This is a genomic window from Sulfitobacter sp. SH22, from assembly GCF_965641905.1.
GTDB lineage: Bacteria > Pseudomonadota > Alphaproteobacteria > Rhodobacterales > Rhodobacteraceae > Sulfitobacter.
This window is the reverse complement of record NZ_CBFFKI010000002.1, coordinates 224,228-237,472: the sequence shown is the minus strand read 5'-3', so window position 1 is coordinate 237,472 and position 13,245 is coordinate 224,228. Positions and strand designations below refer to the sequence as shown.

15 protein-coding genes are annotated in these 13,245 nt (G+C 60.9%); 6 read left to right on the top strand and 9 right to left on the bottom strand.

Annotation, left to right across the window (positions count from 1 at the left end):
• Positions 1–28: 28 nt before the first annotated feature.
• Positions 29–1,228: an MFS transporter gene (locus ACSQ13_RS01465; RefSeq protein WP_295512914.1), complete on the top strand. Its 1,200-nt coding sequence runs from the start codon at positions 29–31 to the stop codon at positions 1,226–1,228.
• A gap of 61 nt (positions 1,229–1,289) precedes the next feature.
• On the opposite strand, the gene ACSQ13_RS01460 is transcribed toward ACSQ13_RS01465, so the two are convergent.
• Positions 1,290–1,625 (bottom strand): FCD domain-containing protein, encoded by a 336-nt coding sequence (locus tag ACSQ13_RS01460; protein ID WP_295512915.1) that lies wholly within the window; start codon positions 1,623–1,625, stop codon positions 1,290–1,292.
• 69 nt (positions 1,626–1,694) lie between these two features.
• Positions 1,695–2,489, bottom strand: coding sequence for an IclR family transcriptional regulator domain-containing protein (locus ACSQ13_RS01455; RefSeq protein ID WP_295512916.1), 795 nt, complete (start codon positions 2,487–2,489; stop codon positions 1,695–1,697).
• A 347-nt stretch (positions 2,490–2,836) separates the two neighbouring features.
• Here ACSQ13_RS01455 and ACSQ13_RS01450 point away from each other — a divergent pair, with 347 nt between their 5' ends.
• From ACSQ13_RS01450 to ACSQ13_RS01440, 3 genes are read left to right on the top strand one after another with little or no spacing between them, the layout of a single operon-like run.
• The gene (locus ACSQ13_RS01450) at positions 2,837–3,805 is read left to right on the top strand and encodes a Bug family tripartite tricarboxylate transporter substrate binding protein (RefSeq protein ID WP_295512917.1); all 969 of its coding nucleotides are present in this window, start codon (positions 2,837–2,839) and stop codon (positions 3,803–3,805) included.
• Positions 3,802–4,296 (top strand): tripartite tricarboxylate transporter TctB family protein, encoded by a 495-nt coding sequence (locus ACSQ13_RS01445; RefSeq protein WP_295512918.1) that lies wholly within the window; start codon positions 3,802–3,804, stop codon positions 4,294–4,296. The genes ACSQ13_RS01450 and ACSQ13_RS01445 overlap by 4 nt, the downstream gene beginning before the upstream one ends.
• Positions 4,297–4,319: 23 nt before the next feature.
• Positions 4,320–5,831, top strand: a complete 1,512-nt coding sequence (locus ACSQ13_RS01440) for a tripartite tricarboxylate transporter permease (protein WP_295512919.1) — start codon at positions 4,320–4,322, stop codon at positions 5,829–5,831.
• 47 nt (positions 5,832–5,878) lie between these two features.
• On the opposite strand, the gene ACSQ13_RS01435 is transcribed toward ACSQ13_RS01440, so the two are convergent.
• From ACSQ13_RS01435 to ACSQ13_RS01405, 7 genes are read right to left on the bottom strand one after another with little or no spacing between them, the layout of a single operon-like run.
• Positions 5,879–6,403 (bottom strand): NADPH-dependent FMN reductase, encoded by a 525-nt coding sequence (locus ACSQ13_RS01435; RefSeq protein ID WP_295512920.1) that lies wholly within the window; start codon positions 6,401–6,403, stop codon positions 5,879–5,881.
• A gap of 16 nt (positions 6,404–6,419) precedes the next feature.
• On the bottom strand, positions 6,420–7,733 hold the full coding sequence (locus tag ACSQ13_RS01430) for a TRAP transporter large permease (RefSeq protein WP_295512921.1): 1,314 nt from the start codon (positions 7,731–7,733) through the stop codon (positions 6,420–6,422).
• The gene (locus ACSQ13_RS01425) at positions 7,730–8,299 is read right to left on the bottom strand and encodes a TRAP transporter small permease subunit (protein ID WP_295512922.1); all 570 of its coding nucleotides are present in this window, start codon (positions 8,297–8,299) and stop codon (positions 7,730–7,732) included. Before ACSQ13_RS01425 ends, ACSQ13_RS01430 begins: the two co-directional genes overlap by 4 nt.
• Positions 8,300–8,309: 10 nt before the next feature.
• Positions 8,310–9,383: a C4-dicarboxylate TRAP transporter substrate-binding protein gene (locus ACSQ13_RS01420; RefSeq protein WP_295512923.1), complete on the bottom strand. Its 1,074-nt coding sequence runs from the start codon at positions 9,381–9,383 to the stop codon at positions 8,310–8,312.
• Between the two features lie 20 nt (positions 9,384–9,403).
• Positions 9,404–9,808 carry a YciI family protein gene (locus tag ACSQ13_RS01415; protein WP_295512924.1) on the bottom strand — a complete coding sequence of 135 codons (405 nt, stop codon included), beginning with the start codon at positions 9,806–9,808 and terminating at the stop codon, positions 9,404–9,406.
• Between the two features lie 26 nt (positions 9,809–9,834).
• A complete protein-coding gene (locus ACSQ13_RS01410; RefSeq protein WP_295512925.1) occupies positions 9,835–10,980 on the bottom strand; it encodes a CaiB/BaiF CoA transferase family protein in 1,146 nt (381 codons plus the stop codon).
• A gap of 12 nt (positions 10,981–10,992) precedes the next feature.
• A complete protein-coding gene (locus tag ACSQ13_RS01405) occupies positions 10,993–11,802 on the bottom strand; it encodes a citryl-CoA lyase (RefSeq protein WP_295512926.1) in 810 nt (269 codons plus the stop codon).
• Between the two features lie 186 nt (positions 11,803–11,988).
• Between ACSQ13_RS01405 and ACSQ13_RS01400 the strand changes: the two genes are divergently transcribed.
• The gene (locus tag ACSQ13_RS01400; RefSeq protein WP_295512928.1) at positions 11,989–12,849 is read left to right on the top strand and encodes a hypothetical protein; all 861 of its coding nucleotides are present in this window, start codon (positions 11,989–11,991) and stop codon (positions 12,847–12,849) included.
• On the top strand, positions 12,846–13,211 hold the full coding sequence (locus ACSQ13_RS01395) for a hypothetical protein (RefSeq protein ID WP_295512929.1): 366 nt from the start codon (positions 12,846–12,848) through the stop codon (positions 13,209–13,211). The genes ACSQ13_RS01400 and ACSQ13_RS01395 overlap by 4 nt, the downstream gene beginning before the upstream one ends.
• The last annotated feature ends 34 nt before the right edge of the window (positions 13,212–13,245 follow it).

The window sequence follows — 13,245 nt, the reverse complement described above, 5'->3', positions numbered from 1 at the left end:
AGACAGTAAATTCAACAGGACAGCCGACATGACAACCGCCACCCGATCCGGAACCCATATCACCGTGCTTGCGGTTCTGGGTGTGACGCATCTTCTCAACGATCTGATGCAATCGCTGATCCCGGCGGCCTATCCGATCCTGAAGGAGGCCTATGCACTGGATTTCGTCCAGATCGGCATGATCACCCTGACATTCCAGATCGCCGGAGCGATGCTGCAACCGGTGATCGGCATGGTGACCGACAAGTATCCTGCCCCGTATTCGCCGGTAGTGGGCATGATGTTCACGCTGTCCGGATTGGTTTGCCTGGCTTTAGCGCCGAGCTACGCGATGATCTTGCTTTCGGTGGCGTTGATCGGAATCGGCTCGTCGATCTTCCACCCCGAAGCGACCCGCATGGCGCGCTACGCCGCCGGTGGACGGCAGGGGCTGGCGCAGGGGATGTTTCAGGTCGGCGGGCAGGCGGGCGGTGCGCTCGGGCCCGTGTTCGCCGCACTCATCGTCGTGCCCTGGGGCCAGCCCAGTCTGGCGTGGTTTGCCGTGGTAGCGCTGGTGGCGATGATGCTGCTGACCTGGATCGGCAGCAAGCAGAGACAGATCAGCGCCGAATTCGCGGCCCTGCGAGCGGCGCGCAGCAAGGCGGGCAAAGTCTCGGTCAGCCATGCGCCGATGACTATCGGCATCGGACTTGTCGTGCTGACCCTGCTGATGTTCACGAAGAATGCCTACAGCGAAAGTTTCCGGTCGTTTTATACCTTCTACCTGATCGAGCGCTTCGACCTATCGATCCAGGCGTCACAGATGATGCTGTTCGTCTTTCTGATGGCAGCCGCCGTCGGCGTGCTGATCGGCGGAGTGGTTGGAGACCGGATCGGGCGTTACAGAATCATCTGGTTCTCAGTTCTGGGCCCGCTGCCGCTGACGCTGATGCTGCCCTATGTCGACCTGTTCTGGACCGGCGTGCTGACGATCTTGATCAACCTAATCATGGCCAGCGCCTTTGCGTCGATCCTGATCTACGCGATGGATCTGCTGCCCGACCGGATCGGTCTGATCGGAGGGCTGTTTTACGGGCTGAACTTCGGCCTGGGCGGAGTGGCGGCGGCGTTCCTTGGTGTCTTGGCGGACAGCTACGGGGTCGAGGCGGTCTACCGGATGTGCGCGTTCTTACCGCTGGCGGGGGTGCTTGCATGGTTCCTGCCCCGGATCGATGATACCTCAGGCTAAGCGTGCTTTGCAGAACGACGTGGGCGGTTGGCAGATGCCTGACCTCACAGTGGCTTTTTGCTCAATTTTCGCCTGCCCCCATCGCTGTGCTGACAGCATCGAGGTGAAGTTCCATGCTGCGCTGTGCCGCTGCGCCGTCACCTGCGGCGATGGCATCCACGATGGCGCGGTGTTGTCCGGTATGTACCTGGGTGAACTCGGTAACGCCGACACGGCGGTACGTGCGGTCCCATTCGCGCTGCCAGACGGCACGGCAGCGGGCGTTAGAAAAGTGTCTGACAAGAGCAATCAGCACAGGATTGCGCGCGACCTGGGCAATGGTCTGGTGAAAGGCATCGTCGGCGCGTTCGCAGGCGGCGCGGTCCCGGGCTTTTTGGCTGATTTTCAATGCCTGCATCCACACCGCCTACGCCCAGATCAATGCACCAGCAACCTCAGGCCCGTTAACGTGACAACACCGACGCCGCTACTGCTGGAGCATCGCGGTAAGCTGGGGATGATTGTCGAGCACCTGTGCGATCAAAGACGCCTTGTCGCGCAACAGCTCAAACCGGTCGCTGATCATCTGCTGCGGTGTGTTGCTTCCCGTATAGCCCGAGGAATTGACCGCAGCGACCAATCCGCGGCAATGGACAGGCACCGCAATCGCGGTGACACCGTAATCCAATTCGTCCACCGTGGTCGCATAACCCAGTTCGCGGGCCTCGATGATCCGGTCCCTGATCTTCGTCTTGTCTGTCAGGGTGTGCGCTGTCAGCTCCAGGGGCTCCATGGAGTCCAACCACGCATCAAGTGCATCGTCGGGCAACGCCGACAAGATCGCGCGACCCAGCGAGGTGGCATGCGCGGGATAGCGCGCCCCGACCGATGCCTTGGCCCGCCGCGCCTTTTGCACAGACACGTGCGACAGATACAGAACCTCCGTTCCGTCCAAAATGGCAAACGACGAGGCATCTCCGAATGTATCGACCACGTGCTGAAGCTCGGGTTGCAAAAAGCGCTCTGTCGGATTGCTGAAATAACTCGACGAAACGAGGCGCAGGATTTTGGGCTTCAGAAAGAAACGGCGCGCCGAAACTCCGACATAGCCAAGCTCGACGAGCGTCAAAAGCGACCGCCGTGCCGAGGACGCGGACGTATCCGTGCGGCGCGCCACTTCGCTGAGTGTCAGCTCTGAATGCTCGTCATCGAAACAGGCGATGACCGCCAGCCCCTTGGCAAGGCCTTCAACGAACTCGGGAATACGGTCTGCTTTTTCCAATCCTGCCTCCGGTTCCGTCGGCAAACGCCCACAAACTGCACCCTCTTTAACGACGTGGGCCGTCGGTTAACAAGAGGATCCCGAACAGGGCGGTCAGCCTTTACTTGACAAAACATACCCTATTCTGTCTCATATCGAAACATATTTCGGTATGCGAACTTTTCTGAATTTGCTCCGGTCAGCTGGCGGGAGGATGGGGCGCAAATTGCTTTGGCATCGGCGTTTCACGACCAGCGCGGAACGAACAAACGGCCTGCGCCGCAAAACGCGGTAATTGCTGACAAAAGGCGACGAGGACAGGGCAACCGCTTCTCATCGCTCACGACGAAACGCACTGGGAGGAAATCATGCGTCACTTCATTAAGCTTCTGGCGGTCTCACTGACTGTCTGCTCCACCGGCCTCGCGACATCCGCGTTGGCGGAATTTCCGGAGCGCGCGATCAAGATGGTCGTGCCCTTCGGCGCCGGCACCTCGACCGACCTGGTCGCCCGCGCCATAGGCGACGAAATGTCCAAGAGCCTCGGCCAGCCCGTGGTGATCGAAAACCGCGCCGGCGCGGGGGGCAGCATCGGGACGCAGGAAGTCGTCGCCGCCGATCCCGATGGCTATACCCTGTCGATGGGCACCGTCGGCACGCTGGCGATCAACAAGGCGATCTACCCCAACCTGCCCTACGATCCACAGGCGGATCTGACCCCGCTTGCGTTCATCGGCTACACGCCGACGCTGCTTGTCGTAAACGCCGACTCTCCCTACCAGACGCTCGACGATCTGATCGCGGCCTCGAAAGGGCCCGATGGCGTCGTATTTGCATCTGCCGGGAACGGGACGTCCGGTCATCTGGCGGGCGAAAAGCTGAAAGTCGCGACCGGCGGTGACATGATCCACGTGCCCTTCAGCTCCGGTGCCGAAGGCCTGACGGCGGTTCTGTCCGGCGAAGTCGACTTCATGTTCTACCATCCCGTCGCCGCGCTTCCGAACATCGAGGCAGGCACGATGCGCGCCCTCGGGGTGAGCGGCAAGGCAGGATCGTCGGTGGCGCCGGATGTCAAACCCATCAACGATACCGTCGAAGACTTTGACCTGATCGCATGGTGGTTGGTGGCCGGCCCCGTGAACCTGCCTGACGACGTGACCCAAAAGCTTGTGTCGGCGCTTGGCGACAGCCTCGAAACCGACTCCGTGAAGGCGCATTTCAAGACGAACGGAATTCAGTTGGGTGGAATCGGATATGACGGACTGCCAGAGTTCGTCGCCTCCGAGATCGAAGAATGGGGCGCGATCGCCGAGGCCGCCAAGGCGCGCGTGGAATGAATCTGTCCGGGGGAGGCGATGCTTCCCCCGTCGACACAGCCGGGATTGAACGCAGGATGCGATTTCAGACCAACGCCGCCAACATCGCCGGTGCCGCAGCCTTCGTGCTGCTCGGTCTCTACGTCATCTGGCAGGGGCTCGACCTGTCTGTCGGCTCGTTGCGACGGATGGGGCCCGGTTTCTTTCCCGTCGGCGTCGGTGTGATCCTTGCCGTGCTGGGGGCCTTCACCGCCTTCGAGCCAGAACCGCAAGAACCGGTCCGCGCGGAATTCATCGCCCTTGCGCTGAACTCACTCGCGCTGCTCAGCTTTGCTGTCTTGCTCGAACCCGTGGGACTGCTGCCCGCTACCACTGCCATGGTCCTGTTCAATCGCTTTGGCGCGGCCGAGCGTACCGGACTTGTCGCTTCCGTCGTGCTCATCCTGTCGTTGTTCGGCATCGGGTACGGGCTTTTCATCTCCGTCTTCGGGCTTCCGATCAGACCGTTCTGATCGCCGATTCTTAAGGGCACATCATGGGTCTGATCGATAACCTCATCATGGGCGCGCATGTCGCCTTTGCGCCCACCGCGCTCTTTTTCTGTTTCGTCGGGGTGTTCATCGGCACCTTCGTCGGCGCATTGCCGGGCATCGGGCCGCTAGCGGCCATTTCGGTCACCCTGCCGCTGACCTATGGCCTTGATCCCACGGTCGCTCTGATCATGCTGGCGGGAATCTTCTATGGCGCACAGTACGGTGGTTCGATCACCTCGATCCTGCTGAACCTGCCCGGTACGGCCTCGACAGCGGTGACCGCGCTCGACGGGTATCCCATGACCCAGCAAGGCAAGGCGGGGCTGGCGCTCTTCATCAACGCCTTCGCCTCGTTCTGTGGCAGCTCTTTCGCGATCTGTCTGGTCCTGGGATTCTCGCCGCTGGTCTCTAAGGTGGCGCTGAGCTTCAACTCGACCGAATATTTCTCGATGATTCTGCTGGCGCTTGTCGCCTCCTCCACCCTGTCGGGAGGCTCGCCGCTGAAATCGCTGGTCATGGTCAGCTTCGGCGTCCTGCTCGGGATGGTCGGCATGGACCTGAATACCGGCGCGATGCGATTTACCTTCGGCTTCATCGAGCTGTCGGACGGCGTCAGCCTGATTGCCGTCGCGATGGGCCTTTTCGGGGTGGCGGAAGTCGTCAAGCAAATGGCCGCAGGCCCTGCCCCGGCCAAGCAGAAACCGCCGCAAGTGTCGCTCCGCGATCTCGTGCCCGACATGGGGATCCTGCGAAAACTGGTCGGACCGATCTTGCGCGGGTCGGCCCTCGGTTCGCTCATCGGCGCCCTGCCCGGCGCGGGGCCATCGCTGGCGTCGTTCATGGCCTATGGGTTTGAACGTAAGGTCAGCCGCACGCCGGAACGGTTCGGCAAAGGCGCCATCGAAGGGGTCGCCGCACCCGAAGCGGCCAACAACGCCTCGGTGCAGGCGGCTTTCATTCCCACCCTCAGCCTTGGCTTACCCGGTGACGTGGTTATGGCCGTGCTTCTTGGCGCGATGATGATGTACGGGGTCGTGCCCGGCCCGCAGTTCATCACCAACGAACCGGAGATGTTCTGGGGCCTGATCGTCAGTTTCTGGGTGGGCAACATCATGTTGCTGGTGCTGAACCTGCCGCTGATCGGGGTGTTCGTGAAGATCATTCTGATCCCCCAGCGATATCTCTATCCCGCCATCATCTTCTTTATATGCCTCGGGGCCTACAGCGTCTCGAACAACGTGTTCGATATCTATGTCACGATCTTCTTCGGGATCGTCGGTGTCCTTCTGAACCGGTTCGGCTTCCACCCCGCCCCAATCCTGCTGGGCTTCATCCTTGGCCCGATGATGGAAGAGAATCTTCGCCGGGCGCTCGTCATATCACGGGGGCGGTTCGATGTCTTTCTGGAGCGTCCGGTCAGCGCGGTGCTGTTGCTGCTGACCCTGATCCTGATCCTGTGGCCTCTCATCAAAGCCATCATCCTGCGTGTGCGACGGACACCCTCGCACAGCTGACGACACAGACCCACGCGACCCACGCGGGCCGTTCAGACCTTCGTCGGTTACAGGGTCTTCAGGAATGGGCCCAGATTTTCCATCGCGAAGTCCAGAACGGCCGCATCTGTCAGCACGCCCTCCTCGACCTTGGCATTCGCCATCGGAACCACGATTTCCTTGCAGGCGAATACCTCGGCCAGCATGCCGTTCAGAACGTACTTCAGATGCGCCTGCGCCCGCGCGCCGCCCAGGGCCCCGCCGGACACGGTGACAATGAAACAGGGCTTTCCCTTGAAGACGGACTCGAACGCGGGCCGCGACGCCCAGTCGATTGCGTTCTTGAGGACGCCGGGAATGCTGTAGTTGTATTCCGGCGTCACAAAGACCACCGCATCGGCACCGCCCACCTGATCAATCCAGGCCGCGATGGCAGGATCGTCCGAAATATCCGCGTTGTAGTGTGGCAGGACGCCGGTATCAGCGACTATTGCATCAAAGCCCGACGGCAGCCGCGCCTGCAATGCGCGGATCGTCGCCTTTGAGGAAGACGCCGCACGAAGGCTGCCCGGAACGAAAAGAATGGTCTTCATGATCTACCTTTCGAGGTCAAAGCCGTGCGAGCCAGACGGCAATCGACGGAAAGACGATGATGATCGCAAGGGCGGCCAGCATCGCCAGAATGAACGGAAACGCGCCGCGAAAGATCATGCCGACGGACAGGTCCGGATCGTTCATGGCCGCCTTGATGGTATAGACAGAAAGCCCGAAGGGTGGCGTCAGCAGACCGATCTCGACGGCGACCACGGTCAGCACCCCGAACCAGATCAGATCAAACTCTGCCGCCTGTGCCACCGGCAAGGCAATCGGCAGCATGATCAGCATGATGGAAATCGAATCGATGAGACAACCCATCACGATGATCAAAACAAGGTAGAGGATCAGAAAGCCCCAGGGGCCGACCGGACCCGAAAGAAAGAACTCCGCCAGTTCCCGTGGCACACCGGACATCGCCAGCATCCGGCTGAAGAATGTCGCGGCCATGATCAGCAAAAGCACCGATACGGTGATCTGGCCCGTCTCGACCAGCAACCGCCAGAGCGTCCTGCCGTCCAGCGAGCGCCGCAGGATCGCGATGACCAGCGCCCCGAACGCCCCCGCGGCCCCCGCCTCGGTCGGATTGAAAAACCCGCCGTATAGCCCGCCCAGCACCAGCAGCATCAACACCAGAATGGGAACTGCCTTTCGTGCCGCGTCCAGCAGTCCGAGATCGACAAAGCTGGCATCGTCGCGGGTCGCCTCGAAAACGAAACCGGGGGTGAACTTGGCCAGCAGCAGGATTGTGACGGTGAACAGGCCGGCCAGCAAGACGCCAGGCCCGATCCCAGCCAGAAACATGCGGCCCACGGATTCCTCAGCCAGCACGGCATAGACGATCATCAGCAGCGACGGCGGAATCAGCATCCCCAGCACGGAGGAGCCCGCAACGACCCCCGTCGCGAATTTCTTGGTATAGCCGTGCCGGGTCATCTCGGGCACCGCAACCCGGCTGAACACCGTGGCAGAGGCGATCGAGATGCCGGTGATCGACGCGAACACCGCGTTGGCGAACACCGTCGCCACACCCAGCCCTGCCGTCACACGCCGCAGCAGCTTTTCGAAGACGTCGAACGTGTCCTTGCCGACACCCGACAACGCCACAAGCAGCCCCATCAGCACGAAAAGCGGCACGACGGCAAAAAGATATTCCCGCAGCGAATCGTTCGCGACCGCGCCGATCATGCGTGTCGCGACAAGCTCGTTCCGGATCAGCGCGACCCCCACGAAGGAGACGGCCAGCATGCTCACGGCAATCGGCATCCCGATATAGATCAGGAAGATCAACACGCCGATCCCGTAGGTTCCGATTTCGACGGGACTCATGTGTCTGTATCCATCTGTGACGGGACGCGAAACGCCGCAATCGCGCGCAGGATGAACTCGATCGCGGCGACTGTGACCCCCACGAGGATCAGCACCCGGAACGGCCAGGTCTGCAGCGTGGCGATGCCGGGAATACCGATGAACTCACCCGAGGATACGTCCTTTTCCAGAATACGGACGGTCGACCAGGCAATCAGCCCGATCATCCCCGCCCCGACAAGGTTGAACAGCGCGATCAGCACCCGCCTGAGAAAGAACAGCCTGCCCGTCAGGAGCGGCAGAAAGATATCCGTCTTGGCCAGGCGCCCGGCACGGATCGTCGCCGCGAGTTGCAGATAGACGATCATCACCAACAGCAACCCCCCCAGTTCCGACACCATCGGCAGGGACGATCCCAAAAGGTTGCGAAAGACGATATCGGCACAGATGATCAGCATCAGCCCGCCGATCATGACCGTGCCCACGACGGCGAGCCCCTCGACCACCAAGGACCAGATCCGGTCCATGGCACCGAGCAGCCCGCCGCCCGTCTCACGGGCCTTCGTCTCTTTCAGACCCTGCGGCACAGATGCAGCCTTACTTGTCCCAATCGCGCGCGGGCGTTTCGCCCTTCGCCCGCAGGCCTTCCATATAAGCCGCGATGAACTCCGTCGCGGGAATTCCACTCGCGTCCAGCGGTTCGGCCCATTCGGCGGCGATGTTGGGCATCTTGTTGACCCATTTCACCAGCTCGCCCTCGGGCATCTCCACAATCTGCACCTTCGGGTTCTGACCCGACCCAAGCTCGATCATCTTGTTGAGCGCGAATTCATGACGCTCGACCAGATCCTTGCCGTGTGCTTCGGTATAATACTTGCCCGCCTCGATCATGGCATTCTGCACCTCTTCGGGAAGATCGTCCCAGCTGTCGCGGTTGATGGCTACCGCCCCCGAGAACGCGCCACCGGCGTCAAAGCGGTTGATGTAGGGCGCGACCTCGTAAAGCTTGATCGGCAGCGCACCCAGCGCCAGCGTCAGCGCGCCGTCCGATACACCCGTCTGTACGTCGGTGTAATAGGTGGTCAGCGCACCGTCGACGGCATTGGCATCCGTCCCCCGGAGCCAGTTGCCCAAGACACCGGGTGCCGACAGCTTCATGCCCGCGATGTCGTCGATACCGGTGATCGGCTCCTTGGTGTAAAAGTCGTAAAGGTCGGTGCCGGTCAGGCCGAGCACCTTGAGGTTGTGGCTTTCCCACTCATCGCGGAACGCCTCGTTCGTTTCCATCAGCTCTTGCATGACCTCGAGCTGGATCGCCGGGTTCGACGTTGCGAACGGCGCGTTGGACGACGCCTGGCTCAGCGGCAGTTTCGCCGCTTCGAGAAACGAGAACACCCAGCCGATATCGGTGATGCCCTCTTCGACTGAACTCAGTGTCGCGTTGGCCTTGTAGAGCGTGCCACCAAAGGCTTCGTTCCACTCGATCTTGTAGTCGCCCTTTTCCGCGAGGATCTCGTCGGTCCGCGCCATGAAATGGGTCTGGATCATGCCGACCCATGGCACCACGGTCGGGTGGCTGGCGGCGACAGTCAGGTTGATCGTTTCCTGCGCCTGTGCGGCAACCGAGAAAAGCATCGTACTTCCGGCCAGCAGGCCAAGTAGTTTCCTCATCGTGTTCCTCCCTTTATGTTTTAATTGATCGTGAATTTCTGGGTCGAATAATCGAGCCGTAGATTGACGCTGCCTTCGTTGATAAGCCAGGGCCGCACGTGAAACACGCGCGCGCCGCTGACATGCATGGGATCACGCTCCGCAACTTCTGTCGCTTCAGCGCGGGACTTGGCCCTGACGATCACCATCCCCTCACCTTCCCAACTTTGCTCGTCGTCAGTCCACATTGGCCCGGCAGCATAGAGGATACCATCCGCCTCAAGCTGCACCTGAAACGCCAGATGCGCCTCCATGTTGGCAAAGACCGGGCCCAACCCGTCCGTCGGCGTGGTGAAGATCGCGTAAAGCTGTTTTTGCAGCATGCCCGCGCTCGCCTCCATCACCGCACCGACAGGCACCGCCTTGGGATTTTCGTCTGCACTCATCTTCACCCTCCCGTTCCGATGTCGCGTCAGCTGGCCTTGCGATGGGCCAACTCCGCCCTGATTTCAGTTCCGTGTTCGTCAAGGGTCGGCGGGGGGCGGACGTCCAGTTCCGCGCTCCCATCGAAGTTGTAAGGCGCCCGCACGGTGGTGAACGATCCCATCTCCGGATGCTCCGACGATACCGCGATTTGCAGATGCTCGGCTTGGGGATCTTTCAGCGCCTCGTCCGCGTCATAGGCGGGCGAATAGGGAACCTCGGCCGCGCGCAGGCGTGCACACCAGTTGTCTCGCGTGTCGGACTTGAAGACCGGCGTGAAAACCTCGATCAGCTCGTCCTGATGGTTGATGCGCTCCAGCCGCTCGGAAAAGCGCGGATCGCTCTCAAGCGCCTGTTGCCCCGTCGCTTCCAGCAGCCCTTCCCAGAACTTGACGGGCGACGACAGGTGGAACGCGATCCACTTTCCATCGCTGCATTCGAACGTATAGCTTTGCGACACGACCGGGCGCGACAGCGGGCCCATGATCTCACCCTCGGAATAGTAGTGTGTGAAACTGTCGAGGTTGAAGTGACTCATCGCCTCCAGCATCGAAATGTCGAGCCGTCTGCCCTTCCCCGTCGTGCCGCGTTCAAGAAGGGCGGCAAGGATGCCCAAGGCCGCGTATTGTCCGGTAACGGAATCCGCGATGGCCGGGCCGATGACGCGGGGGTTTTCCGGCGGCGTCAGCAGCCGCAAATAGCCGCTGGCGGCCTGCGCCACCGTGTCGAATACAGGGCGGTCGCGATCGGGACCGGACGGGCCAAAGCCCGAGATCGCGCAATAGATCAGCTTGGGATTGATCGCGCGCAACTGCTCTTCGCCGGCACCCAGTTTTTCCGCCACGCCGGGACGAAAGTTCTGGATGAACACATCGGCATCGGCGATCAGGTCATGAAACACCGCAATATCGTCCGCCTGCCCGGTATCCAGCGCGATGGACCGCTTGTTACGATTGTAGGTCTGGTAGTGTGGCGAATACAGGCCGCCCTTGAACGCCCGGAAAGGATCGCCCGTGCCGGGCCGTTCGACCTTGATCACGTCCGCACCCAGATCAGCCAGATGCATCCCCGCTGCGGGACCAGTGATGTAGGTGCCCAGTTCGATGACACGAATGTTCTTAAGGATCTTTACCATCTCGCAGCGCTCCTATGCCGACTTCGACGTATCGGCCTGCGCCAAACCGTCGTAGGAAATCGCCTGATCGGCCTTGTGCGACATGATGAACCCGATGGACCGCACCGATTCCTCGAAAAGATGCGCCGCCAGCCCGGCAGATCGCGCCACTAGGGGAACCGCCTTCAGCGCCTCTAACGGCCAGCCGGCATCGAGGATAACGGCCGGGATCGCGCCTGAAACATTGATCGGCAGCGGGCGGTTGATGATGCCCGGTGCGTGCTTTGCAAGGATGCGCAGCGTCTCGATATACTTGCCCGATACGCCCAGTTCATCGGCAATTTCCAACAGCTTGTCCGCGCGCGGATCACCCCCGCTGTGCTGCGGGTGACCAAGGCCGGGCACCTTCTGCCGGTGTGCCTTGAGATCCTCAAGCGATGCAATGGCTGCCGTCTCCAGATCAGTGCCGTCCGCTTCGGCCTTTGACATCACTTCTGCGAGATAGCGCCCGGATACCTCGGAACTGCCCGCGACAACGCTGCCCATGCCCAGAAGTCCCGCTGCCATCGCCCCCTGCCAGGCATCCGGCCCCGCCGCCAGCGTCATCCGCGCGGCCTGAACGCTTGGCACCAGCCCGTGTTCGGCAATAGCGACAAGGCAGGCATCCAGCATCTTGCGCTGTGCTGTCGTCGGGCGTTCGCCGATGACGAGCAGCCAGAAGTAGTCGGTAAAGTCTATCTGCCCGATCAGATCGTCACAAAGATCAAGCCCGCGAACGGTTATCGACTCCGCATCCGACGTCGCGATGGCCGTTTGTGCCTGATCCTGTTTGCCAATTCGCATTCGATTTCCTTTTTTCGCATATCGAAAATAAATTCTCTTGCCGAAATACTTGCAGTCAATTAGCCTTTCGTCAAGTCTCTTGTGGGCCCCCGATCTTGCTTCTGCACGCTAAGTCGGCACCCGCACATTCATTAAATCGGACTGCGGCAACCTCAGGTGCCCGAGACATCAAGAAGGAGCAATACCTTGGCACAACTCGTCGCCACCCTCGCCTCGACCCACCACCCGTTCTACCTCAAGGCCACGACCATGCCGCCCGAGCAGCAGATGCCACAGGCCCCCGAATGGAAACGCAAGATCGAGGCCTACCGGGAGACCCTTTCGCGCACCAAGCCGGACATTCTGGTGATGATCGGGTCCGACCACTTCCACCAGATTTTCCTCGACAATTGCCCGCAGTTTCTGATCGGCAAGGCCGCCCGCTACGACGCGACCTTCTACAATGAGGAACGCGAGTTCGGCATCCCGAAATACGTGCTGGAGGGCGACGAGGAGATGTCGGGCTTCATGCACCGGCACCTGATGGGTCAGGATTTCGATTTCGCCTTTTCCAACGAGCTGAAGATCGACCATTCCATTATCTGCCCGATCATCACCGTGCGCCCCGACGCCGACCTGCCCGTGGTGCCGATCTATACGAACATCTTCGCGCCCCCCCTCCCCTCGCCCAAACGGTTCTACAATCTCGGCAGCGCGATTCGCAAAGCCATCGACGATTACCCTTCCGACAAGCGCGTCGCCGCCATCGGCACCGGGCACCTGTCGCTGGAACTAGGCGGGCCGCGCCAGTTCATGGAGACCGGCCCAGATCCCGTGTTCGACCGACAGGCCATTGAATGGCTGCGCACGGGCGATATCGGTGCCATCCTAGAAAACGTCGATCACGAAAGCATGGCGCGCAGCGGCAATGCCACGCACGGCTTCCTAAACTTCATCCTGATGCTGGGCGTCGCGGGCCCAGAGGATGCCGACTATGTCGACAACCTTGATCTCTTCCACACGATGGAAGCCTATTTCACATGGTATCCGAAGGAGGCTGCCGCATGAGCAAGTACTACGTCAACAAGTTCCTGTTCACCGTCGACCGCAACCCGGAATACCTTGAGCGCTACACGAAGGACCCGCGCACCTTCGTCGCGACATGGGAACAGTCCATCGGCCCGCGCCTCAACGACGCCGAGATGTCCACCGTCCACAGCTTTACCGAAGCGGAGCGCACGGCGCTGATCGAGCACGACTATGTCGCGCTTTTCGAGATGGGCGCGCATTTCTTCCTTAACCTGACGATCTTTATCGGGATCTACGACGAAGCGCACATGCTTAAGAACGGCCCCCTCGCCTTCCAAAAGGAATTCGCGGCCCGGCTTCAGCATTGGGTCGGCAAGGACTACCCCTCCGTTTCGACCTGACCGCTTTCGCATGCAGGGGTCGGGTGGGTGTTGT